This is a genomic window from Veillonella sp. CHU594, assembly GCF_003992265.1.
GTDB lineage: Bacteria > Bacillota > Negativicutes > Veillonellales > Veillonellaceae > F0422.
The window spans coordinates 115,722-140,852 of sequence record NZ_RQVB01000002.1 but is presented as its reverse complement, the minus strand read 5'-3'; the positions used below and the strand labels follow the sequence as shown (position 1 = coordinate 140,852).

Annotated in this window: 21 protein-coding genes; 20 read left to right on the top strand and 1 reads right to left on the bottom strand. The window is 39.6% G+C overall.

Translation table 11 applies throughout. From position 1 onward, the window contains the following. Positions 1–138 precede the first annotated feature (138 nt). The 20 genes from zwf (at position 139) to citF (ending at position 24,096) form a co-directional block, all read left to right on the top strand. On the top strand, positions 139–1,662 hold the full coding sequence (gene zwf, locus EO111_RS01130; RefSeq protein WP_126940591.1) for a glucose-6-phosphate dehydrogenase: 1,524 nt from the start codon (positions 139–141) through the stop codon (positions 1,660–1,662). After that, positions 1,647–2,396: a 6-phosphogluconolactonase gene (pgl, locus tag EO111_RS01125; RefSeq protein ID WP_009352975.1), complete on the top strand. Its 750-nt coding sequence runs from the start codon at positions 1,647–1,649 to the stop codon at positions 2,394–2,396. Before zwf ends, pgl begins: the two co-directional genes overlap by 16 nt. A 26-nt stretch (positions 2,397–2,422) precedes the next feature. Beyond that, positions 2,423–2,647, top strand: coding sequence for a twin-arginine translocase TatA/TatE family subunit (locus EO111_RS01120; RefSeq protein WP_009352849.1), 225 nt, complete (start codon positions 2,423–2,425; stop codon positions 2,645–2,647). 84 nt (positions 2,648–2,731) lie between these two features. Beyond that, positions 2,732–3,037: a heavy-metal-associated domain-containing protein gene (locus EO111_RS01115; RefSeq protein WP_009352905.1), complete on the top strand. Its 306-nt coding sequence runs from the start codon at positions 2,732–2,734 to the stop codon at positions 3,035–3,037. Positions 3,038–3,130: 93 nt separating this feature from the next. Continuing rightward, positions 3,131–3,571, top strand: coding sequence for a cupin domain-containing protein (locus EO111_RS01110; protein WP_009352998.1), 441 nt, complete (start codon positions 3,131–3,133; stop codon positions 3,569–3,571). Positions 3,572–3,914: 343 nt separating this feature from the next. After that, entirely contained in the window at positions 3,915–4,853 is a 939-nt protein-coding gene (locus EO111_RS01105) for a bile acid:sodium symporter family protein (protein WP_009352921.1), read from the top strand. Positions 4,854–5,062: 209 nt separating this feature from the next. Continuing rightward, a complete protein-coding gene (typA, locus tag EO111_RS01100) occupies positions 5,063–6,874 on the top strand; it encodes a translational GTPase TypA (protein ID WP_009352910.1) in 1,812 nt (603 codons plus the stop codon). 159 nt (positions 6,875–7,033) lie between these two features. Continuing rightward, positions 7,034–7,897 carry a M48 family metallopeptidase gene (locus EO111_RS01095; protein WP_127010238.1) on the top strand — a complete coding sequence of 288 codons (864 nt, stop codon included), beginning with the start codon at positions 7,034–7,036 and terminating at the stop codon, positions 7,895–7,897. 43 nt (positions 7,898–7,940) lie between these two features. After that, a complete protein-coding gene (locus tag EO111_RS01090; protein ID WP_009352958.1) occupies positions 7,941–8,987 on the top strand; it encodes an AraC family transcriptional regulator in 1,047 nt (348 codons plus the stop codon). Between the two features lie 282 nt (positions 8,988–9,269). Continuing rightward, the gene (locus EO111_RS01085; protein WP_127010237.1) at positions 9,270–10,538 is read left to right on the top strand and encodes an SLC13 family permease; all 1,269 of its coding nucleotides are present in this window, start codon (positions 9,270–9,272) and stop codon (positions 10,536–10,538) included. Positions 10,539–10,552: 14 nt separating this feature from the next. Next, complete coding sequence (gene ttdA, locus EO111_RS01080; RefSeq protein ID WP_009352839.1) at positions 10,553–11,452, top strand: L(+)-tartrate dehydratase subunit alpha; 900 nt, start codon at positions 10,553–10,555, stop codon at positions 11,450–11,452. Further along, positions 11,452–12,063, top strand: a complete 612-nt coding sequence (ttdB, locus tag EO111_RS01075) for a L(+)-tartrate dehydratase subunit beta (protein ID WP_127010236.1) — start codon at positions 11,452–11,454, stop codon at positions 12,061–12,063. The genes ttdA and ttdB overlap by 1 nt, the downstream gene beginning before the upstream one ends. A 165-nt stretch (positions 12,064–12,228) precedes the next feature. Next, positions 12,229–15,636: a DNA polymerase III subunit alpha gene (locus EO111_RS01070; RefSeq protein ID WP_127010235.1), complete on the top strand. Its 3,408-nt coding sequence runs from the start codon at positions 12,229–12,231 to the stop codon at positions 15,634–15,636. 10 nt (positions 15,637–15,646) lie between these two features. Beyond that, on the top strand, positions 15,647–17,383 hold the full coding sequence (gene pyk, locus EO111_RS01065) for a pyruvate kinase (RefSeq protein ID WP_062401021.1): 1,737 nt from the start codon (positions 15,647–15,649) through the stop codon (positions 17,381–17,383). Positions 17,384–17,392: 9 nt separating this feature from the next. After that, a complete protein-coding gene (locus tag EO111_RS01060; protein ID WP_062401019.1) occupies positions 17,393–18,091 on the top strand; it encodes a Bax inhibitor-1/YccA family protein in 699 nt (232 codons plus the stop codon). A gap of 125 nt (positions 18,092–18,216) precedes the next feature. Next, positions 18,217–19,119 (top strand): LysR family transcriptional regulator, encoded by a 903-nt coding sequence (locus EO111_RS01055; protein WP_062401016.1) that lies wholly within the window; start codon positions 18,217–18,219, stop codon positions 19,117–19,119. 718 nt (positions 19,120–19,837) lie between these two features. After that, entirely contained in the window at positions 19,838–21,259 is a 1,422-nt protein-coding gene (locus tag EO111_RS01050; RefSeq protein ID WP_062401015.1) for an anion permease, read from the top strand. A gap of 95 nt (positions 21,260–21,354) precedes the next feature. Next, positions 21,355–21,624 carry a citrate lyase ACP gene (locus tag EO111_RS01045; protein WP_009352869.1) on the top strand — a complete coding sequence of 90 codons (270 nt, stop codon included), beginning with the start codon at positions 21,355–21,357 and terminating at the stop codon, positions 21,622–21,624. Beyond that, positions 21,624–22,556, top strand: coding sequence for a CoA ester lyase (locus EO111_RS01040; protein WP_009352816.1), 933 nt, complete (start codon positions 21,624–21,626; stop codon positions 22,554–22,556). Before EO111_RS01045 ends, EO111_RS01040 begins: the two co-directional genes overlap by 1 nt. After that, the gene (gene citF, locus EO111_RS01035) at positions 22,546–24,096 is read left to right on the top strand and encodes a citrate lyase subunit alpha (RefSeq protein WP_009352834.1); all 1,551 of its coding nucleotides are present in this window, start codon (positions 22,546–22,548) and stop codon (positions 24,094–24,096) included. The genes EO111_RS01040 and citF overlap by 11 nt, the downstream gene beginning before the upstream one ends. A gap of 84 nt (positions 24,097–24,180) precedes the next feature. On the opposite strand, the gene EO111_RS01030 is transcribed toward citF, so the two are convergent. Continuing rightward, the gene (locus EO111_RS01030) at positions 24,181–25,062 is read right to left on the bottom strand and encodes a LysR family transcriptional regulator (protein WP_127010234.1); all 882 of its coding nucleotides are present in this window, start codon (positions 25,060–25,062) and stop codon (positions 24,181–24,183) included. Between the last annotated feature and the right edge of the window lie 69 nt (positions 25,063–25,131).

Genomic DNA, 25,131 nt, shown 5'->3' with positions numbered 1-25,131 from the left:
AATCGTGCTTAATTATTATACCCTATGAAAATGAAAAAGTCAAAGGGCTATAACCATTGTCAAGGGCCGTGTATGTGCTATAATAAAGGGTACAGTATTAGTATTTCCATTGGGAAATGATGTAAGAGGAGATTCACAATGAATGTGTCCTATAATGTTAAAGAAGAATTATGTATAGAACATACACCAGGTGCAGGTGCCATCGTTATTTTTGGGGCCTCTGGAGACCTGACAAAGCGTAAATTATTACCAGCTATTTATTCCTTGTTTCAACGTGGTTTGCTTTCACCGAAGGTAGCCGTAGTGGGCGTAGCACGGACAGCCATGAGCCACGACGAGTTTCGTGAACAAGTGAAAGCATCCATATTAGGCGATCGTGAACCAAGTGCAGAAGAATTAGCATTTATTGAACGCTTTTCCTATGTGTCTGGTCAATATACAGAACCTTCTACGTATGTAGCGTTGCGAGAAGAGTTAGAGCGTGTGGCAACGGCGCATTGCACAGGTGGTAATGCACTATTTTATCTAGCCATGCCACCAGAGTTATTTGAACCTATCGTCCGTGAATTACATGGGGCGAAGCTATTAGAAGAAGTAGGTTCTTGGTCTCGAGTAATCATTGAGAAACCTTTTGGGCATGATTTAGAAAGTGCTATCGCATTAGATGAATCATTAAAACAATATATAACAGAAGAGCAAACCTATCGTATTGATCATTATTTAGGGAAAGAAACGGTACAAAATATCTTGATGCTTCGTTTCGCCAATGCTATATTTGAACCGCTTTGGAATCGTAAATATATTGAACGTGTAGAAATTACGGTGGCTGAAGAGTTAGGTGTAGAAAAACGTGCTGGCTATTATGATGGGGCAGGCGCTTTGCGTGATATGGTGCAAAACCATATGATCCAGGTATTATCTTTGATTGCTATGGAACCACCTGCCAGTTTTAATGCCGACGATTACCGTGATGAAATCGCTAAATTGATTTCGTCTATTCGTGGTTTACATCGTCAAAAGTTAGGCGATATTGCAGTGCGTGGTCAATATACAGATTCTGGTAATACAGAACGTCCAGCCCCAGAGTATCGGAAGGAAGAAAATGTGCCACCCACGTCTACGACAGAAACTTATGTGGCATTGAAACTGTTCATTGATAATTGGAGATGGCGTGATGTGCCGTTCTATTTGCGTACAGGGAAACGATTGCCGAAGAAATCAAGTGAAATTGCTATTATTTTCAAACCAATTCCGCACTCCATTTTTAAACCGTTCCATGCGAAAGATTTTAACCAAAACGTATTGGTTCTTCGCATGCAACCAAATGAAGGAATGGGATTGTCCTTAGAGGTAAAATCTCCAGGATCGAAATTAAGTGTCAATACGTTAGAAATGGACTTTTCTTATAGCAATTCTAAGGAATTAGCAGACATTCCAGATGCTTATGAAAGATTGATTTTAGATGGTTTATTAGGAGACCAAACATTATTCGTTCGCAATGATGCGGTAGAAAAATCTTGGCGTTTATTTAAGCCATTGATTGAGGCATGGGAACGAAATGATGAAGAAACACCGTTATGCTTCTATCCAGCTTTCAGTGAGGGACCAAAAGAGGCAGAAGAGTTATTAGAAGGAGGATCTTGGTCGTGGCGAGAGATATAATTCATGCATTTCCTACAGGAGATGACGTGGCGAAAGCAGTGGCCGATCGTTTTTTAACTTATACAAACGAATGCATTGCAGAAACGGGTGCTTGCGTGGTGGCTGTATCTGGAGGGACTACACCAAATGCATTGTTTTCGTTGCTCGATTCTGATGAGTATACAAATCGTATCGATTGGGAGCATATTTTCTTCCTTTGGGTAGATGAACGATTTGTGCCACAGTCGAATCCAGATAACAATTTTGGCCGTGCAAAAGATCGCTTATTTGGAAATATTATGGGAGCGGCTCACTATTATCCAGTACCAACGAATAATGGTACTGTGGAGGAAGCAGCAGATAAATATGAACAAGAAGTAAAAATGGTCTTGAAGCGCACAGAAAAGGAATCCATAGATTTAGTCTTACTAGGCTTAGGTGATGATGGACATACAGCGTCCCTATTCCCTAAATCGGAAGCTTTGTATGAACGTGATCGTATGGTAGTGGCTGTGAAAGATGGCAAAGTATGGGAACGTGTGACATTGACATTCCCAATGCTGGTGAATGCGAAATCTGTGTGGTTCACGGTGGTAGGCGCTTCTAAAGAGGCGGCCTTAGCTCGTGTGCTTCGCCAACGTAAAGAATATGAAGAATATTCTTGGGAGGATCGAGTAGACCATTGTTTACCAGGTGCGGTATTAACTCATGAACCAGTAGAATGGTATGTAGATGATTCTGCGCATAAAAATTAATTGATTTGAAATGCGAGGTATTAGGTATGTTTAATTTTGGTACACAAGAGTTATTTCTTATTTTAATTATTGCCCTTGTTATCTTTGGACCTAAAAAGTTACCTGAAATTGGTAAGGCCATTGGTAAAAGTATTAATGAATTTAAAGATGCTGTTAGTGGCGATAAAAAAGTAGCTAAAGAAGAACCTGCAAAAGCGGAAACCATTGATGTAGAAGCTGGTGCTACTAATAGTCATAAACAAAATAATTAGGATGTGCTATAATGAATTTAGTCATATTTCTGCTCCTTATTTAGGGGCTAAAAATAGTCATAAACAAAATAATTAGGAGGAACTATGTGTAAAGATTGTGGTTGTGGTAGCACGGGTAATGTGACTACAAAATTATTTCACGTGCCAGGCATGATGTGTGGGAACTGTGAAAACACTGTAAATGGGGCCGTTCGTGGGTTGCCAGGCGTATTAGAATCTACTGTGGATTTGAAAACAAAAGAAGTACGGATTCGCTTTGACCATACTAAAACGGATGAAGCAACCATTCGTGCAGCTATCGACGAAACAGGTTTTGAAGTGGAATCTGTGAAAGACTATGTTCATGAACATGGTGGCATTTTGGGCGCTATTAAGAAAATATTCAAATAAGGCGTACTATCTGGTGATATGCCGGGTATATATTAGAATACAAGGAGGGGCTATCTGGATTGATTTCAAGATGGCCCTTTTATAGGAGTTAGTATGATACGCAAGTTTAATCAAAAAGAATACACCTGGGATGGAGTCGACACGTTGGTATACAAGCAAGATAATAGCCCTTTTAAAGATGTGACCCGTCAAGTTTTGTTTGATGGAGCTTGGGACATTCCATGCCAATTCCGTTATTTTGAGGTACAACCAGGTGGGTATAGCACTATGGAGCGCCATGAGCATACGCATATGGTCATGATCTTCCGTGGGAAAGGCCAATGTTTACTAGGCGACACCGTGGAAGACGTCCAAGAAGGAGATATGATTGAAATCCCTAAATTGATGGCACACCAATTCCGTGCGAACCAAGACGATCATTTAGGCTTCCTCTGCTTGGTTAATGTGGACCGAGATAAGGTGCAAGTTATCACAGAGGAAGAACAAGCTGTGATGATGGAAAATCCTGTAATCGAGGAGTTTTTAAATAGCTAGTTAATCAGTTTACATACAACTGTCTCACAAGGAAGAAATATAAGTGATGAGGAATCTAGGCATCTAATATTGATGTTAGGAGTTATCGTTACTTATGTTTCTTTTTTATTTTAAAGTGAAATTGCATTATACAATTAAGTAGATAACATTTTCTGATATACAATAACGGAGTCTAGTTATAATCATGAGAGTGGGACGAAAACTATACGATGCATATCACAGCTAATAGTTGTAATACATAAATGGACAAATATATTATAAATTTAAGATAAATCCCTTTTATTAGAGAGAAATATTTGTTATAATTGAAAAGTTCTCATTTTTTATAGAAAGTAGGTTACATATGAATTTTATTCGTAGTATTAATCGCTTGTTCAATGATTACCTAGCATGGATTGTGTTAGCTATGGCAGTTATCGCATTCTTAGTGCCAGAACTATTCATGGGGGCAGCGAAACAAACAGTTCCTTTGTTACAATTAGTTATGTTCAGCATGGGCTTAACCTTAACAGGGAAAGTATTCTTAGACGTATTTAAACAACCGTGGCAAGTGATCTTGGTATCCTTGATTCAATTCTTGTGGATGCCACTAGCAGGTTGGTTAGTAGGTACCTTGTTTGGATTCCCACCAGAAATCGCCTTAGGATTTATCTTGTTAGGGGCAGCACCAGGTGGTACCGCATCCAATGTAATGACATTCTTGGCAAATGGTAATGTGCCATTGTCCGTATCTGCAACGACAGTATCCACTTTGTTGGCACCAGTGTTAACACCAATCTTCATCGTCTTATACGCAGGACAAACTGTAGATATTGCATTCTGGCCGATGTTCATGTCCATCGTGAAAATCATTGCGGTCCCAATTGCGTTGGGCATTATTGTAAACTATTTCATCGGTTCTCGCATTGAACCTGTGAAAGAAGTATTACCAACAGTAGGTGCCGTAGCTGTATTAATTATCCTAGCTGGCGTCACTGCCGTTAGCCGTGATAATATCTTAGCGCACGGTGTGATGATTTTCTTAGCTTGTTTAGTGCAAAATGTGAGCGGTTATGTAGTGACGTATTTCATTTGCCGTCTATTTGGTTCTAACGTACCAGATCGCCGTGCCATGCAAATCGAAGTGGCAATGCAAAACTCTGCCTTGGCAGCTAGCTTGGCGTTGAAACATTTTACACCACAAGCAGCCGTAGCAGGCGCCGTGTTCTCCATTATCCATAACTTTACAGGATCTATCTTTGCGGGCATTTGCCGAAGAAACGATTCTAAAAATACACATTAATCTATAAGTTAATGTACTTTGGGTATTAGAGCATTTAGAAAATTAAATATCTAGTAGAAACGTCATGTACTTTCATAGCCTGTTATAGGATGAAAGTATGTGACGTTTTTTCCTTGTAAAATCCTAAAATAAAGTATATAATAGACTGTCGTAGTACGATTTGTACAAATATTAGGAATACCCTACTTAAGTAGATAAAGGAGTATAGAATGATTCGTGAAAATCTTCGCAATGTGGCGATTATCGCCCACGTTGACCATGGTAAAACAACATTGGTAGACGCATTGCTTAAACAAAGTCATATTTTCCGTGACAATGAAAAAGTTGCTGAGCGTGTAATGGACTCTAACGACTTAGAACGTGAAAGAGGGATTACGATCCTTTCCAAAAATACAGCAGTTATGCATAACGATGTAAAAATTAACATCGTGGACACACCGGGCCATGCTGACTTCGGTGGTGAAGTAGAACGTGTATTGAACATGGTTGATGGCGTATTGTTATTGGTGGACTCTTTTGAAGGTCCAATGCCACAAACTAAATATGTATTGCGCAAAGCTTTGGAACAAGGTTTGAAACCAATCGTGGTTATCAACAAAATTGACCGTCCTGACCAACGCGTTCATGAAGTAGAAGACGAAGTATTAGAATTGTTCATGGAACTCGAAGCAGACGATGATCAATTGGACTTCCCAGTGGTGTATGCCTCTGCTCGTGATGGCATTGCAAAAGCATCCATGGAAGATGATTCCACAGATATGACTGCATTATTCGATGTATTGATCAAAGAAATTCCTGCTCCACAAGGCGACATCGATGGTCCATTGCAATTCATGGTAACGACACTTGACTATGATGATTTCGTAGGAAAAATTGCAGTAGGTCGTATCGTTCGTGGTCGCATGAAAACCAATCAACAAGTGGTGTTGATGAATGGCGAAAGCACTCGTAAAGGCAAAATCGGCCGTGTGTACACATACAATGGCTTAAATCGTGTAGAAACAGATGAAGCAGGCATGGGCGACATCATCGCTTTCGTAGGTATCGATGACATCAATATCGGTGAGACTGTAGCGGATGCAGAAAATCCAGAAGCACTACCAACAATCTCTATCGATGAGCCAACATTATCCATGATGTTCTCCGTTAATAACTCTCCATTCGCAGGCCGTGAAGGTGACTATGTAACAAGTCGTCATTTACGTGACCGTTTGTTCAAAGAAGTAGAAACTAACGTATCCATGCGTGTAGAAGAAACAGATTCTCCGGACTCTTTCAAAGTATCTGGCCGTGGCGAATTGCATTTGGCAGTATTGATCGAAACTATGCGCCGTGAAGGTTACGAATTGCAAGTGGGTAAACCTCGTGTAATTTTCAAAGATATCAATGGTCAAAAATGTGAACCATTGGAGCATTTAACTATCGATGTGCCACAAGAATTTATGGGCGCTGTTATGGAAAACTTAGGTGTTCGTAAAGCTGAGTTAATCAACATGGTTGAATTAGCTGGTTACTTACGTATGGAATTCGTAGTACCTGCTCGTGGTTTGATTGGTTTCCGTGCACAATTCTTAACAGCTACAAAAGGTAATGGTATCATGAACCATGTATTCCATGGCTATGCACCATACAAAGGGGATATCCCAGGCCGTACCCGCGGTGCCTTGGTAGCCTTCGAAGATGGTGAAACAACACCATATGGTTTGAACTCTGTACAAGACCGTGGTACTTTATTCTTGGGTGCTAATGTGCCAGTATACACAGGTCAAGTTATCGGCGAAAATGCTCGTGAAAATGACATGGACGTAAACCCTAACAAAAAGAAACATGTTACTAACATGCGTTCTAGCTCCTCTGATGAGGCAGTTCGTTTGACACCTCCACGTATCTTCAGCTTGGAACAAGCCTTAGAGTGGATTAACGATGACGAATTGGTAGAAGTAACACCAGAAAACATCCGTATGCGTAAAGCCATCTTGGATCGTTCTGCTCGTGCGAAAGCAGCAAAAGCAGCAAAATAATTACATATACTAGACTAGGAATAGTCTATGTACATAGAAATAGAGAAAGTAGTGGGATACCATGGCTTTCTCTATTTTGTTGTGTTTTATAGGGGTGAAAGCCTATAATAGATATATAAGTAATACATTAGTAATGATATAGGAAATACAGGAGATAGGATGAAAGAACTTCGCACACTGCCAGATGGCAGCATTACTTATGAACTGCATAGAAAACGCGTGAAGAACATGAATCTTCGTGTCACCACCAGTGGCGTAGTACGAGTGTCTGCCTCCCCTCGTGTCCCCCTAGGAATGATTGAAGCCTTCATCTGTCGTCATCGAACTTTCATAGAAAAGGCGCTGCAAAATCGAAAAAGCAGAGGCGGTCATCCGATGGTACCAGATTTAGATACAGAAATCATTGTGATGGGCAAGATGTATCGAGTAGTACTAGAAAAGCCTCATACAGTATCTGCCTACTTGAAAACATCTTCGCAGGATAGTCAATTAAGCGATACTCCGTCAGATTCTCCATTGCAAGGTAGTTCATCAAAAAGGAAAGCCGTACAAGGTAGTCTTTCACACAGAAAACTATGGGGCGGGAGCGCCTCTACTTATGCAGTAACAGTAGCAAATGATATATTGCTAGTGCGATATCCAAGTGATCATGAGACCTTGGATGCTAGCAAAGTAGAACGAATGTGGCTTAGCTTTTGGAAAACTCTTGGGCAGGACTTCATGGAAGAGTTAGCACAACAAGTGTATAGTGAGTTTCAACAAGCGGGGTATACAGTGCCGACACCGACCTTGCGCTTGCGGTACATGACGAGCCGTTGGGGATCTTGTATGCCTTTAAAAGAAATTATCACTATGAATACTCGATTGCTATTAGGGCCTACGGAGTTTGCTCACTATGTGATGGTCCATGAATTTGCGCACTTTATAGAGCCGAACCATTCGTCACGCTTTTATAAGGTTATGAGCGATGTGTTGCCAAATTGGGAGCAAGTGAAAGCGGAGATGAAGGAATATTATACATAAGCAGGGTTAGGTAATGTACAATTATAGAGATTAAGAGGTTCCTATGAAATATTTTAGATACACTATTGATAGAGGGTTATTACAAGTTAAAAGTCACATATATCGTATTTCCACCTATCATTATAATTGGCATAATCATATTGAGTTATTATGGGTATTAAAAGGAGCTTTAGAAGTGTGTGTAGAGGGGCAGACCTATACATTACAACGAGATGACATGATTTTGTATTCATCACAATGTGGGCATGCTACATTGGCATTAGAAGAGGATACGATTGCTCTCGTCTTTCATGTAGAACCACAATGGTTTTTGCAGTATGATCAGGATTTTATGAAGTATCGATTTGTGTCAGTCTCCACACAAGATATAAATATTGCTGAAAGGTATAAAGAGCTTCGCCAATCGTTAGCGTATATTATGAATCATCATACTGCAGAAATAAGCATTAGTGCGCTAGAAACCATGAAGGTAGATGGTGTTATATATACAGTGTTGTCAGATGTGTATGAGATTATACTGGCTAGTCGATACGAGAATCAATTATCCACTAAGATATTGCATCAAGAAGAAAATTTTGAACGGATGGTTCATTTTATCGATGAACATTTTCGCGACCGTCTTGAGTTAGCAACGATTGCTGATGTAGGCGGATATACTGAAAGCTACACCTCTCAACTATTTAAACGGCAGCTGGGGATTACTTTTTTAGAATATGTGTCACGTATGCGATTGCGTGAGGCAGCGATACGATTAGTAAATACGGATGATATGGTTATTCATATTGCAAGTTATTGTGGGTTCCCTGACGTAAAAGCTTTTAATAGTGCGTTTAAAAAACATTTTAAACTAACTCCTTCTGCCTATCGTGAACGGGCAAAGAGAATTGAGCGTCATACAGTGTTAGAAGATTGGAAAGAATATATTAGCTCTGATGATACAGAAATTAAGGGGATATTAACAATGTATGGAAGTTACCTGACTAGAGAAAATGTGAAGTATGAGGAAAATGAATATACAAAACAAAGCCTTGTTAGTAAGGTTCAGAGGGTTAAAGAAGAATTACAGCAGCTATTGCAGACCCTAGAATGAGGTAGGTATACTTTGCTTGCATATATGCAATAATATGTATGTAGGTATATTTTTATATAATAAAAATAATGTGAATATATTAAATGATGAAAAACACTGTGTTATTACATGTAATAACATGGTGTTTTTTTATATATTCTAAGCTTAAAACTATAAAAATATAAGAAAAATCTACAGTTTTATAGTTTTGTATGATGATGAATATTGGATAGAGAGGAGTTGTGTAAATAGCTATAATGAGGGCATATATTAATACGGTGCTAGAGATTCAGGAGGAATGGAATGGATGCAGTTAGTATTACGTTATGTTATTTAGTGTTTGCCATAGTCATGTTTGTATGGGAGAAGATACCTTTATCGATTACGGCGATGTTAGTATCAGTTGGTCTAGTCTTATCTGGAGTTTTATCTCCTAAAGAGGCCTTTGCAGGCTTTGTAGATGGTAATGTTCTTTTATTTATGGCTATGTTTATCGTGGGTGCAGCATTCTTTGAAACTGGTGTGGCACAAGTGGTAGGTAGTGTAGTTACAAAAATGGCTAGCACAGAAAAAATGCTCATTGTCGCAGTTATGCTAATTACAGGATTATTATCGGGCTTCTTGTCTAATACGGGAACGGCAGCGGTATTGATTCCTGTTGCAATCGGGATAGCACAAAAATCAGGATTTAATCAATCAAAATTTTTAATCCCCTTAGTATTGGCATCGGCTATGGGTGGTAATCTTAGTTTAATTGGGGCCCCAGGAAATATGATCGCACAAGCAGGATTAGAAAAAATTGGCTTATCCTTTGGATTCTTTGATTATGCTTTAATTGGTGGACCAATTTTGTTAGTAGGTATTATTTACTTCTTGTTATTGGGATATAAATTATTGCCAGACACACCAAGTCGTGCTGTAGACTCTACCTATGATACAGTGGAAGATTATAGCCATGTACCAAAATGGAAACAATGGATGGCGACATTGGTATTGGTAGGTACTATCTTAGCAATGATTTTTGAAACTCAAATTGGTGTTAAACTTTATGTATCTGCATGGATTGGGGCACTTATTTTAGTGGCTACGAATGTGGTGACTGAAACAGAGGCGGTAAAATCCATTGATATGAAAACAATATTTTTGTTCGTTGGTTCCTTATCTATTGCTACAGCTCTTGTGAAAACAGGTGCGGGTTCTGTAGTAGCAAATACGATCATGGGGTTATTAGGTAGCAATCCAAGTCCATATATTGTGATGGCAGTGATTTTTATCTTATCCGCTGTATTAACAAACTTTATGTCTAATACGGCAGCCACAGCACTGTTGGTGCCTATCGGTTTGCAATTAGCACAGTCTATGGGAGCAGATCCCAAAGCGGTGTTGATGGCTACTGTTATCGGGGCATCTTGTGCATATGCAACACCAATTGGTATGCCCGCCAATACCATGGTGTATAACATTGGAGGATATAGTTTTATGGACTACGTGAAAGTAGGGGTTCCTCTTATTGTGATAGTGACAATCGTGTCATTAATTATTTTGCCAATATTCTTTCCCTTTTACCCATAATTTAGGAGGTTTCTATGAATAAAGAAGAACAAGTGTTACGAATGACAAAGATCGTTAGTGATTTTGTAGGCCATGTTGCTAAAGTATTACCTGACGATGTACAAGAAAAAATTACAGAATTAGCGAATGATGAACGAAATCCGCTAGCGAAAACAATTTATGCAACTATGAAAGAAAATATGAAGTTAGCAAAAGAGTTAAGTCGCCCATCCTGCCAAGATACAGGAGTATTGCAATATTGGGTAAAAGTAGGTGCTAATTATCCATTGCTTGGTGAATTGGAAAGTATCTTGAGAAATGCAACGTATCAAGCAACACAGGAAACTCCGCTTCGACATAATTGTGTAGAAACGTTTGATGAATATAATACTGGAAAAAACATTGGTACTTTAGCACCTTATATTTTATGGGATATCGTGCCAGATCGAGATGATGTTGAAATTTTCCCTTATATGGCAGGTGGTGGTTGTTCCTTGCCAGGTAGCGGTAAAACATTGATGCCTGGAGAAGGCTATGAAGGAGTAGCAAAGTTTGTCTTAGATTTGATGACATCCTACGGATTAAATGCGTGCCCACCATTGTTAATTGGTGTCGGTGTGGCTACGTCTATTGATACAGCGGCGTTACTTTCAAAAAAAGCGTTAATGAGACCCGTGAGTTCCGTGGCACCTAATGAACGAGCAGCAAAAATGGAACAATTGCTAGAAGATGGGATTAATTCCTTGCATATTGGCCCACAAGGTATGGGTGGAGATAAGTGCTTGCTAGGTGTTAATATTGAGCATGGGGCTCGTCATCCATCGGTTATTTCTGTAGCAGTTAATGTGGGATGTTGGAATCACCGCAGAGGCCATATGGTATTTGATAAAGATGGACAATGTACAATTCTATCGCATAGTGGGGTGACATATTAATGGAAAAGAAAGTATTAACAACGCCGATTCAGCGGAAAGATTTAGAAGGTATTAAAGCAGGGGACATCATTTATTTAACGGGTCATATTACGACCTGTCGTGACGTAGCGCATCGTCGGTTGATTGAATTAGGCCGTGAATTGCCTGTGGATGTACGGGATGGAGCTATCTTGCATGCGGGGCCTATCGTCCGAGAGCTGGGAGAGGACACATTTGAAATGGTCTCTGTAGGACCTACCACAAGTATGCGTATGGAAAAGTTTGAGTACGATTTTGTGAAAGAGACCGGTGTACGCCTTATTGTTGGTAAAGGTGGTATGGGACCGAATACAGAACGTGCTTGTAAAGAGTTTGGAGCCTTGCATCTAGTATTTCCTGCGGGCAATGCTGTACTAGCGGCTACAGAAGTGGAAGAAATTGAAAGCGCTAACTGGCGAGAGCTAGGTATGCCAGAAACGCTTTGGACATGTCGTGTGAAAGAGTTTGGTCCTTTAATTGTATCCATTGATACAGAAGGCAATAACTGGTTTGAACAGAAAAAAGTAGAGTATAATGCGAAAAAAGAAGAAGTGTTAGAATCTATCTACCAAGAAGTAAAGTTTATTAAATAATGCAAAGCCTATGTAGTTTGTTATACAGATTACATAGGCATTTTTATTTTGTAAGTATCCATGGATTGATAGATGACAAACGCTTTCACGGTACACTGAAATATGCAAATTATGATATAATAGAAGGAATGAAAGCATATCGCGTTACGTTAGTAAGGAGGGCACATGAGACCATTTGTACATCTGCATAGTCATAGTGAATATAGCCTCATAGATGGCATTAGCCGATTGCCACAAATGGTGAGTCGTGCGAAAGAACTCAATATGCCTGCCCTAGCGTTAACGGACCATGGTAATATGTATGGAGCCATATATTTTTATAAAGAGGCCATAGCACAAGGTATCAAACCCATCTTAGGATGTGAAGTATATGTGACCGAAGGCAGTCGTTTTGACCGCCCTGAAGGTAAGACCTATGAACGATTAAAGCATTTAATTCTCTTAGCAGAAACCATGGAAGGATACGAAAATATTGTAAAAATCGTATCTAAATCCTCTACAGAAGGGTTTTACCGCAAGCCACGTGCTGATCGAGATTTGCTATCTACCTACAACAAAGGAATTATTGCTTTGAGTGCTTGTATTGCAGGAGAAATTCCGCAACTAATATTACAGGACAACATTGAGGGCGCTCATCGTGCTTTGGAATGGTGTCTTGAGACCTATGGAAAAGAGAACTTTTTCTTAGAGATTCAGAACCATGGAGATCCTAAGGAATTACGTGTTCAAGATGTGTTGGTAGATATGGCGAAGCAATATGGTGTGGGACTTGTATGTTCTAATGACTTTCACTATGTTTATGCAGACGATGCGGAAGCTCATGATATTAAGGTATGTATTGCTACGGGTGCAAGGCGGAATGATGTAGATCGCATGAAGTTTTTCAGTAATGAGTTTTACATGAAAAGCGGCGATGAGATGGAAGAACTCTTTGGTCATATTCCAGAAGCTTTGGATAATACCTTGAAGATTGCGGAACGTTGCCATGTAGAGTTCAATTTTGATGCACACCATTTGCCAAAATTTGATGTACCAGAAGGGGAAACAGCACATTCTTACTTGCGTAAAGTTTGTGAGTCCTATATTCCTCAATTCTATCCAGAGGTAACACCGGTATTACAAGAGCGACTAGATTATGAGTTAGGTGTTATTAGTCGCATGGGCTTTGAAGATTACTTCCTCATCGTTTGGGACTATGTTAAATATGCTCGTGAACATGGGGTACTAGTAGGCCCGGGTCGTGGTAGTGCAGCAGGGTCAGTGGTAGCCTACTTATTAGGGATTACAGGTCTAGATCCTATTAAATACGATTTGCTCTTTGAACGGTTCTTGAATCCGGAGCGGGTGAGCATGCCCGATATCGATATCGACTTCTGCTATGAAACTCGGAATAAGGTCATCGAATATGTGACAGAAAAATATGGACAAGAGCGAGTAGCACAAATTATTACCTTCGGTACCGAAGCGGCTCGTGCTGTTATTCGTGATGTAGGTCGCGTGCTAGATATGCCTTTGCCAGAGGTGAATCGATTAGCTAAGATGATTCCCAATGAGCTAGGTATCACTTTGAAAAAATCTTTAGAGGTAAAAGAACTCAAAGATCTATATGAAAGTGATGCATCGGTAAAAGAACTATTTGATCTTTGCTTGCGCTTAGAAGGCATTGCGAGAAACTCTTCTACCCATGCGGCGGGGGTCGTAATTTCAGCAGCACCATTAGATGAGTATGTGCCGGTACAAAACTCCAATGAAGATGGTTTTGTCACGCAATATGATAAAGATAATATCGAAGAACTAGGCCTATTGAAGATGGACTTTTTGGGACTTCGTACGTTGACAGTGATGGGTGAGGCACTACGCCTCATTAAGGAAAATCATGGTGTTGAGCTAGACTTGGATGCCATCCCGTTAGATGACAAGGCATCTTGTGAAATCTTATGTAAAGGGGAAACAGCAGGGGTCTTCCAGTTAGAATCGGAAGGGATTACAAAATTAGTAATGGATTTGAAGCCAGAACATTTTGAAGATTTAATTCCTTTAGTGGCCCTCTATCGTCCGGGACCATTGGGATCGGGCATGGTAGAAGATTTTATTAAGCGTCGTCATAAAGAAAAAGAAGTGACCTATTTACATCCTATATTAGAGCCTATTTTAGAGGATACATTTGGGGTTATTCTATACCAAGAACAAGTTATGCAGATTGCCTCTGCTATGGGGGGATTCTCCTTGGGGCAGGCGGATTTAATGCGCCGTGCCATGGGTAAGAAAAAGGAATCTGTACTAAAAGCACAACGAGATTCCTTTGTATTTGGTTCTGTGAACAATGGTATCGATGAGAAGCTAGCCAATGAAGTATTTGATCTCTTGCTATATTTCGCAGGTTATGGATTTAATAAATCCCACTCTGCCGCTTATGCCTATATTGCATATCAAACGGCGTACCTGAAAGCCCATTATTTCCCAGAGTTTATGGCTGCTACTATGACAAGCTTTATGGGTAATATGGATAAAATGACGAATTATATCAATGTGTGTAAAGCGAAACAGGTGGCTGTATTAGGACCAGATATCAACCATTCGGAGCGTATGTTTACCGTACAAAATGGACAAATTCGTTTTGGTTTAGGTGGTATCAAAAATGTAGGTGATAATGCTATTGAAGAATTGCTTGCAGAGCGTAAGGCCAATGGACAATTTACATCCATTGTTGATTTTTGCGAACGCATTCCGTATCGTGTGGTGAATAAGCGCTTGTTAGAAAGTTTAATCCGATGCGGGGCGATGGACTCTTTCAAAGAAAATCGTAATCAGCTATTGCAGATTTATGAACAAGCCCAAGGGATTGGTTCTAAAGGACAAAAAAATAGTGCCTTAGGAGCGGTGAGTCTCTTTGCGGAGGTAGAGGAAATGGAAACTATCCATGTTCCTAACCTGCCAGACTTGCCCAAAGAGCTGAAACTAAAAGATGAAAAGGAATATACCGGCTTTTATATTACGGGCCATCCTTTAGATGCCTATCGTGATGAATTGGAAGGGCTGTTTCAATTAGGGCGCTTAGCAGAAAATCCAGAAGATTTTGATGGCAAAACTGTTACTATTGGTGGATTGATTACGGAAAAAGTAGATCGATTAACGAAAGCGAAACAGGAAAAAATGTGCACCTTAACCTTGGAAGATTTCACAGGCACCGTACAAGTGGTAGTATTCCCACAAGGGTATCAAAAAAGTCATATGCTATTGCAACGGGATGGTGTGGTAGCTATCGAGGGACGCATTGATGCGGATGAAAAAGGTGTGCAATGCATTGCTAGTTCCGTACAATTATTGAAAGTAGAATATGATAGAGTACGACAGATTCGTATTCATATTGATATAGCTCATGATACACCGCAAGTGAGCCAACAATTACAAAAGCTGTTGCAAGAATTACAAGGAGATACACCAGTCACTCTATTCTTGCAACGTCAAAAACGCAGCTTAGCGGTGAACCGTAGTTTTTATTTCACCCCATCAAAAGAATCTATTGGGCGTGTGCAAGCCTTACTAGGGGCCAATGCAGTAGAGTTACTATAAGGAGATAGAAATGAATAAAAAAACAAAGATTGTTTGTACCATGGGACCTAGTACAGATAGTTTAGAAATGGTAGAATCCTTATTGCGAGCAGGTATGAACGTGGCACGTTTTAACTTCTCTCATGGTTCTCATGAAGAGCAAGCAAAGCGTATGGAGCTCGTTCGCTTAGCCTCTACTAGAACAGGTATTCCAGTGGCATTAATGCTAGATACAAAAGGCCCTGAAATTCGCCTTGGCTTATTCAAAGAAGGCAAAGTGTGTTTAGAAGAAGGACAAGCTTTTACGTTGACTACAAGAGATGTGGAAGGAACGAAGGAGATTTGCTCCGTGAATCATGCGGGATTGCCAGAAGATGTGAAAGAGGCAAAACAAATTCTCTTATCTGATGGATTAGTGACATTGCGTATTGATTCTATCGAGGGCACGGAGATTCATACGACTGTTATGAACACGGGTATGATGAGCAATCGCAAACGAGTGGCTGTACCAGGAGTATCCTTATCCTTGCCGCCAGTGTCGGAACAAGATGAAAAAGATTTGGTATTTGGTTGTGAAATGGGTGTGGACTATGTAGCAGCTTCTTTCATGCAACGGGCCAGCGATGTAGTGGCAATTCGTCGTATTTTGGAATCCAAAGGGGCAGATATTCGTATCATTTCTAAAATCGAAAATGAAGAAGGTCTTAATAATTTAGATGATATTTTAGAAGTCTCTGATGGATTAATGGTGGCTCGTGGTGACTTGGGTGTAGAGATTCCAGCCGAAGAAGTGCCTGTATTGCAAAAAATGATGATTCAAAAATGTAATGCCGCCTCCAAGCCTGTGATTACAGCGACCCAGATGTTAGAGTCCATGGTAACCAATCCAAGACCTACAAGAGCAGAAGCTAGTGACGTTGCGAATGCCATATTAGATGGTACTGATGCGGTCATGTTATCTGGGGAAACTGCAGGGGGGGACTACCCATTGGAAGCGGTAACAACTATGGCTCGTATTGCAAAAGTAACAGAAACATCTGATTTATATGTGAATAGTAATCATACAGTACCGTTAGAAGAAGCAAAAACGACAGATGCTATTTGTTCTGCTACTGTTGAAGTAGGACGTTCTTTGGGAGCTGGTGCGATCATTACTTGTACTGAATCGGGTATTACAGCTATGAGTATTTCTCGTCATCGTCCAAACTGTCAAATTATTGCAGTCACACCACATGAACATGCTGTACGCCGTATGCAGTTATACTGGGGGGTGACACCGATTCAAGGACCATCCCACTCCAATTCAGATGAAATGGTACACTGCGCTATGAGTGCCGCCTTAGGAGAAGGATTGATTCAATCTGGTGATTTAGTGGTTGTTACAGCTGGTGTGCCATCTGGCTTATCTGGTACAACTAATATGATTCGTGTTCATGTCACTGGTAATGTATTGACCAAAGGTCGTGGAGTTGGTAAACTATCTGTAACGGGACCAATCCATCACGCTGATTCTACAGAGTCTATGACAGATGGAAGTATTCTAGTAGTTCGTGATTTAGAACCTGAATATATGGAATTAGCGAAACGAGCTGGTGCTATTATTACCGCAGAAGAAGGATACACATCGACAGCAGCTATTGCAGGCATTCAATTTGGTATTCCTGTTATTTTAGGTGCTCATGAGCAATCGCAATTGACAAATGGTCAAGTGGTAACAGTCGATGGTATTCGTGGTAATGTCTATGAAGGTATTGCAAACGCAAGATAGGAGGTAATTATGGAGTATCATATTCCTACACAAGCAGATACAGTGGTAGTAGAAGAAATTGTAAATCGTAAATTGCGCAATTCTATGCTTTGGATGGTGTGGGGCTTATTGACTACAGCCATCATTGGGTTTATGGCGTTGACGAACTCCAGTTGGTTGCGCTTTGCCCATTCCAACTTTAATATCATTTTGTTAGCTGAAGTGGCGGTAGTGTTCTTATTTTCCTTCCGTCAATACACGGCGTCTAACACATTTTTGAAAGCTATGTTTTTCCTCTATTCTATTATGAATGGATTGACCTTGACCGCTATCGCGTTACACTATTCCTTTGAGGTGGTAGTATATGCTTTAACAGGGGCTGTAGCGGTATTTGGTAGCTTTGCCTTTTTAGGAGTAGTGGTAAAAAAAGATTTGTCTGGATTAGGCACATTTTTAATGGGTGCAGTGATTGCGCTACTCATTGCTAGTTTGATTATGATGTTCTTTGGTGCTAGCGACTTTGGATTATTAGTATACAGCTATATAGCCGTAGGGATTTTTTCCTTATTTACCATGTATGATGTATATCGCATTAAACGGACCATAATGGAAGTAGCTTATGAAGATGAAAGTGTTCTGGAACGTGTTGAATTGATTGGTGCTTTAGGTTTATATCTAGATTTCATCAATATTTTCATCAATCTACTTCGCGTTTTCGGTCGTCGGTAATGTATCGTTAATTTGTGAGAGCACATTTATAAAAGGGGGGAGCTATAAGCTCTCCCTTTTAGTATGCAAATCTTTCGATATATGAGATAATATATAATAGATTAACACAAGTAAGGAGGTTGTATATGGAAGCAAAAGAATGGCAAACCTTCGTCACAGTGGTGGAAGAAGGCAATATTACGAAAGCAGCAGAAAAATTATTTCTTTCACAACCTGCATTAAGCTATCGATTAAAGCAAGTAGAAGATATTTTAGGGCGTCCCTTATTAATTCGTGCTAATGATGGCATTGCGTTAACTGCAGAAGGCGAGCTGTATTACGATTATTGCCGACGTATGATTCGGTCCCGGGAGGAATTGCGACAAAATATTGGAAAGGTGACGGGAAAAATACAAGGTACCTTAAAAATTGCTGCATCCATTAATTTTGCGGACTATGAGTTGCCTCATTTACTCAATAATTTCACAAAACAGTATCCTAAGATTCGTATTGAAGTAAAGACAGGGTATAGCTCCCATGTGAATAAAATGTTTAATTCTGGAGAGGTGATGATTGCCTTTGCCCGTGGTGAATATAATCATGTGCCGAATGGTGTGCGTCTTTTTGATGAACCCTATTGTTTAGTCTATAAACATCCTGTAGATTACAAGGAATTACGAGATATTCCGATGCTTAACTATCGCACGGATGGATCCATTGCGACAGTGGTAGAAAATTGGAAGAAAGAACATAGCGTGGGGGATGTGAGACCAGCCATGGAACTGGATTCTATGGTGACTTGCCGTCACTTTGTGCGAGAAGGATTAGGTTGGGCTATTTTACCATATTTAGGACTTGGTAGTTGCCGTGAACATGGTATTTATGTAGAACCTTTGCGGATGAAAGATAATCGTCCATTGGTACGTTCTACCTATTTGTTCCACGATGAAGTAAGTACAAAGCTTATTGCAGTGAAAACTTTCATTGATTATGTAACAGAGTATTACGAAAATCATCAAATCGTTACATTATCGGGATATACAAGCTAAGAGGCTGATGTGCGTATGGTAAGGATTTACAACTGTCAGGTATTTTTGTCCATAGATATAAGTATACAACTTAATGGATTTGTATATATTTGGTCAGCAAAAAATATGTCCCTGACTACGTATATAGATAGATAGGGGTTACATGTCTGGTCGAACAAGGCCTCATAGTTGATAAAGCGTATAAAGTATTACATATAAAGAGCGCAGCTAATTGAGTTGCGTTCTTTTTGTATGTGGTTTGCATTGTAGTTGGTACTTTTGTATATTAGTATGCTTGAGTTTTTACAATGTATAGATTTTTCTAATGCTAATATTTGATTAGTTTATAATACTATTAACAGACTGTTAATGTATATGAAAGTAGCAATTATTATAGATATATATCATGAAAATAGGAACAATTTAGTAGGAATAACATAAAAACCGCATGATACCTATGTTTATAATGTATTCTCTAAATGCATACATGAAGGCTTTTTGATGATAATAAAATTTTTATAAGCCTTATAAAGGATTTTTATTTTTACCTTCTGAAATGATTGGATATAATGAGAGCGTAAAAAGACCTAGACATTTGCACGTTCTAGTATTCTAGTAAGTGGTGAACCGCCCTTATATACATTCATTTATATATATATTAAGTTTCACGTTTATAGAAAGTATGAGTGCAAGCAACATAGGCAATGTATTTATATCTTATGTAGTAAGGAGACACAAGATGAACAAAAAAGTAATCAATGCTTTGATTATGTTGTTAATCCCAATCGTGATCTGGTATAGCCCAGCTCCAGAAGGATTAGCAGATGGTGCTTGGAAACTATTTGGTTTCTATTTAGCAGCTATCGTAGGCTTAATTTTGAAGCCATTTCCAGCTCCTGTAGTAGTATTATCCGCTATTGCAGGTTCTGCATTATTTTTGGGTAACACAAAAGCAGTTCTTTCTGGTTATGCTACAACAACAGCATGGTTGGTATTCTCTGCATTTGCTTTATCTGTAGCATTTGTAAAGACTGGTTTAGGCCGTCGTATTGCGTATCATCTAATCAATGCATTTGGCGGTACAGTACTTCGTTTAGGCTATGTAACGGCTTTATTAGACGGAATCATTTCCCCAGCTACACCATCTAACACTGCTCGTTGTGGTGGTATCGTATTCCCAATCATGAACTCCGTAGCGAAATCCTTGGGTTCTGAACCTGGTGAAACAGCGAACAAAGCTGGTCGTTTCTTAATGGTTAATACGTACATGGTAACAAAAGTTACGTCCTTAATGTTCCTAACAGCGATGGCACCAAATGCACTAGCAGGTGACTTCATGGCAAAAATGTTAGGTGTACATTTAGATTGGGGATTATGGGCATTGGCTATGTCAGTACCAGGCATAGTAATGTTATTAATAGTTCCATATGTAACATACTTATTAAACAAACCAACGTTGACTACAGTTGACAATAAGAAAATTGCGGCAGAAGGCTTAGCAGAATTAGGACCTATGACTAGCGCTGAAAAAACATTAGTTGGTATTTTCATCTTTGCATTAGTAGGTTGGGCATTGCCTTCTATCTTAGCAGCATTTGGTATTAAATTTAAAATTGATGCTACTGCAGTAGCTATTGTAGCTATGGTTGCTAGTTTCTGCTTAGGCGCGATTAAATGGGATGATATGGTTGCCAATAAAGGTGGCTGGAACACATTGATGTGGTTCGGTGGTATCATCGGTTTATCTGATGCGTTATCTAAAGCAAAATTCTTCGAATGGTTAGCAGATGTAATGCAAACACATCTTCACTTCGGAGATAATGGATTTGTTGCACTTGTTATTATCGGTATTATTTCCGTAGCAATTCGTTACTTATTTGCATCTGGATCTGCTTATGTAGTAGCAATGCTACCTGTATTCTTGGCAGTAGGCCCAGCAGCAGGTGTAAATCCTATGGCATTAGCATTAGTGCTTTGTGCATCTAACTCTTATGGTGGTGCATTAACACACTACGGCGGAGCAGCAGCACCAATCGTATTTGGCGCAGGTTACAATGATGTAAAAGATTGGTGGATTACTGGCGGTATTATCGCTGTATTGTGCTTAACCCTTACATTCGTAGTAGGCTATCCATGGTGGGGTATGCTAGGCATCCTATAGGACAAGGTAATTTGTATAGTCAGAGTCTACAGGGGAAATACCTCTGTAGAACCTGACTTTTATGCTATATTTTGATGTAATAGAAAGGATTTGCTATGAAACATCTAGTGAAAGCAGCTATGGCTGGCTTTGATGAAAAAAATGATGTATTGGTAACGGTTGAACCAATTGCATCTGGTATCGAAGTAGAATTAAAATCAAAAGTTGAGCGTGCTTATGGTAAGCATATTCGTGCTTTCATTGAAGCCACTGTAAAAGAAGCAGGCTTCGATGGCGTGAAAGTAACAGCTATCGATAAAGCAGCTTGGGATTATACTATTAAAGCCCGTGTATTGGGTGCATTAGAAAGAGGGAGCGAAGCATAATGAGCCAATTAACTGAATTAGCAAAAAAACGTTTATCTCGTTCCATGATGTTCGTACCAGGTAACACGCCTAAAATGATTAACAGTGCTGATATCCACGGTGCAGACTCCATCATGTTTGATATTGAAGACTCTGTAGCAGTCACTGAAAAAGATACAGCTCGTTTATTGACAGCAGAAGCTTTGAAAACTTTAAAATTCAAAGGCGAAACAGTGGTTCGTATCAACCATCCTACACAAACTCCATATGGTTATGCTGACCTTGATGTGATTGTACCAGCAAAACCTGACTTGATTCGTCTTCCAAAAACAGAAGATGTATCTGAAGTAGAAATCGTTGCTAAGAAAATTGAAGAAGTAGAAAAAGCGAACGGTTGGGAAGAAGGTACTATCAATATTATCGTTGCTATTGAATCCGTTAAAGGTCTATACAATGTGCGTGAAATTGCACAAGGTCCTCGTGTAGTAGCGATTGCTCTTGGTGCGGAAGACTACCGTGCTGACCTTCGTACAGGCAAACATAAACCAGCTCATGAATTGTTATTTGCTCGTCAAACAATCCTTCATGCAGCTCGTGAAGCAGGTATCCGTGTACTTGACACAGTATTCTCCGATGTGAAAGATCCACAAGGCTTCCGTGAAGAAGTAGAATTCATTAAAGCTCTTGGTTATGATGGAAAATCTTGTATTCACCCAAGCCAAATCAAAATTATCCATGAAGTGTTCACTCCAGATGAAAAAGAAATTGCTCATTCTGTAAAAGTGTTGAACTCCTATGCAGAAGCACTTCGCAACAATAAAGGCGTTATCGCTGTAGATGGTAAAATGATCGACGGTCCTATCGTAGTACGTGCACAACGCGTGGTAGATAAAGCCCGTGCAGCAGGTATCAAAGTAGAGCTTGAGGAAGGAGCAGAAATCGATGTTAAATAAAATTGGTCGCGATATTCCTATGGAATTAGAATGCCTTCAAGGTCGTCGTCTCTATGAAGGACAATTTGCAATGACAGAAACTGCAGTTCGTGCAGGTAAACCAGTGAAACTTCACACTCCAGGCGAAGATAAATTAGTAGGCTCTATCGATGAAGCTATTGAAAAAGTAGGTCTGAAAGATGGCATGTCTATTTCCTTCCACCATCATTTACGTAATGGTGACTATGTAATGAAACTTGTGATGGACCGTGTACAAGCCAAAGGAATCAAAGATATTACAATCCTTAATTCTTCCTTAGCACCTTGCCATGAATTCTTAATCGATATGATTAAAGATGGTACAGTAACAGCCATCGAAACATCTGGTCTTCGTGATGCATTGGGCAAATTCTTAAGCTTGAACCCAGGCGTATTAAAACGCCCAGTAGTAATTCGTTCCCATGGTGGACGTGCTCGTGCCGTTTGTACTGGGGAAGCTCATATTGACGTAGCTTTCATGGGCGTACCTGCTTGTGATCGTCGTGGTAATGCTACAGGCCGTAAAGGTAAATCCGCTTGCGGTGCGTTGGGTTATGCTATGGTTGACTCTCACTATGCAGACCAAACTGTATTATTAACAGATAACTTAATCGACAATGTATACCCAATCTCCATCCCTCAAACAGATGTAGATTACATCGTAGAAGTAGAGGCTATCGGTGATCCAGAAGGTATCGCATCTGGTGCTGTGGGAATCACAAAAAATCCTGTACAAATTAAAATTGCGGAAATGGCCGCAGAATTCCTTGATGAAGCGGGCATTATCCAAGAAGGTTTCTCTTTCCAATTAGGCGCTGGCGGAGCTCCATTAGCAGTAGCTAAATTCATCGGTGAAAAATTAGAGAAAAAAGGCGTTGTTGGTGGATTCGGTGTTGGCGGTGCTACAGGCGTACTAGTCAGCATGCTTGAAAAAGGTCACATCAAAGCGATTTATGATACACAAACATTTGACACAACAGCAGCGGCATCTTTGGATACAAATCCAAATCATATCGAAATGAGCGCATCCATGTACGCAGACCCTACAACAGACTGCATGACAAACTACTTAGATGTAGTATTCTTGGGCGCTACAGAAATCGATACAGATTTCAACGTAAACTGTATGACTGACTCCAACGGTATCTTGATGGGTGCATCTGGTGGTCACTCTGATACAGCAGCAGGCGCAAAAGTAACTGTTATTACATGCCCATTGATTCGTGGTCGCTTGCCAATGATTCGTGAACGCGTGGAAACAGTTATCACTCCAGGTGAAAGTATCGACGTTTTGGTAACAGAACGTGGTATCGCGATCAATCCAAATCGTCAAGATTTAATTGAACGTTTCAAAGATTCTAACTTGCCAATTTACACAATTGAAGAGTTACAACAAATGGCGTACGACATGGTTGGTAAACCAGAAGGTATTGAAGTATCTCAAGATCCTAAAGATGTAGTAGCTATCATCGAATATCGTGATGGATCTATCATCGACGTAGTACGTAAACCATTACTATAATTACATACTGTCAAATACAAAAGGATTGAACTCAACGAGTTCAATCCTTTTTGTATATCTAGTATATGTATATGCAATAGACTATTATATAGTGCTTTTTATATAGGTAATAAAGGTATGAACAGCTCTACGTTGTAGGGAATTTGCTTGATAATAAAGCTTTGTTTCTCGCAATAGAGGTGTACCATCTTCCCATAGTAATGGATCAAAGGTAAATTCATCAGAGAACCTTCCCAATCCTGTTTCTGGGAGAACAGACCATCCTAAATTTTTTCTGATGAATTGTCGACATGTAGCCATGGTATCAACTTTTATACTATCGTTGGGAGGGACTTGGTAATGCTGTTTCCACCATTTATCGATGATAGTATATAAATCATGGGCTGTTGCATATCGTATAAATGGCAAAGTCAAGATGTCTTCTCTGGGCATAGGTTTAGAAGGTAAAGATGTATTGGTTACTAAACCGATGCGATCTGTGTGAATTAACAATGATTCACCGTCAATGGATTGAGGACCGCGAATAATAGCAACCTCTACCTCATTAGACTGAAATAATTGAGCTATTTTAGAGCTAATGCCAGTATAAACTTCTAACTTTACCTTTGGATAGGCTTGCGTAAACCCTGATAAAATATCAGGTAACATATAATTGGCATAGATGCTTGAGACGCCAAGCCGTAATGTTCCTGTTATTTCTTTACTATAATTGGATAGAGTGTTTTCAAATTCACGCTTTCTATGTAGCATATCTAAGGCATAGTGATAATATAATTCCCCTGTTTCTGTTAAGGTAACGCCACGAGATGTACGTATAAATAAAGGTTTATTGAACTGCTTTTCTAGTTGCTGTAGACGATACGATAACGCAGGCTGAGAGATATATAAACGATTGGCTGCCTTCGTCATATTTCCCTCTTCTGCAATAGCAATAAAAAAATGCCAATCTTTTTCCATAGTTTCCATGGTCGCCCTCCTTTAATAAAAATATTTTATCACATAAGATAAATGTAATCTATTTTATTTATTTACTTA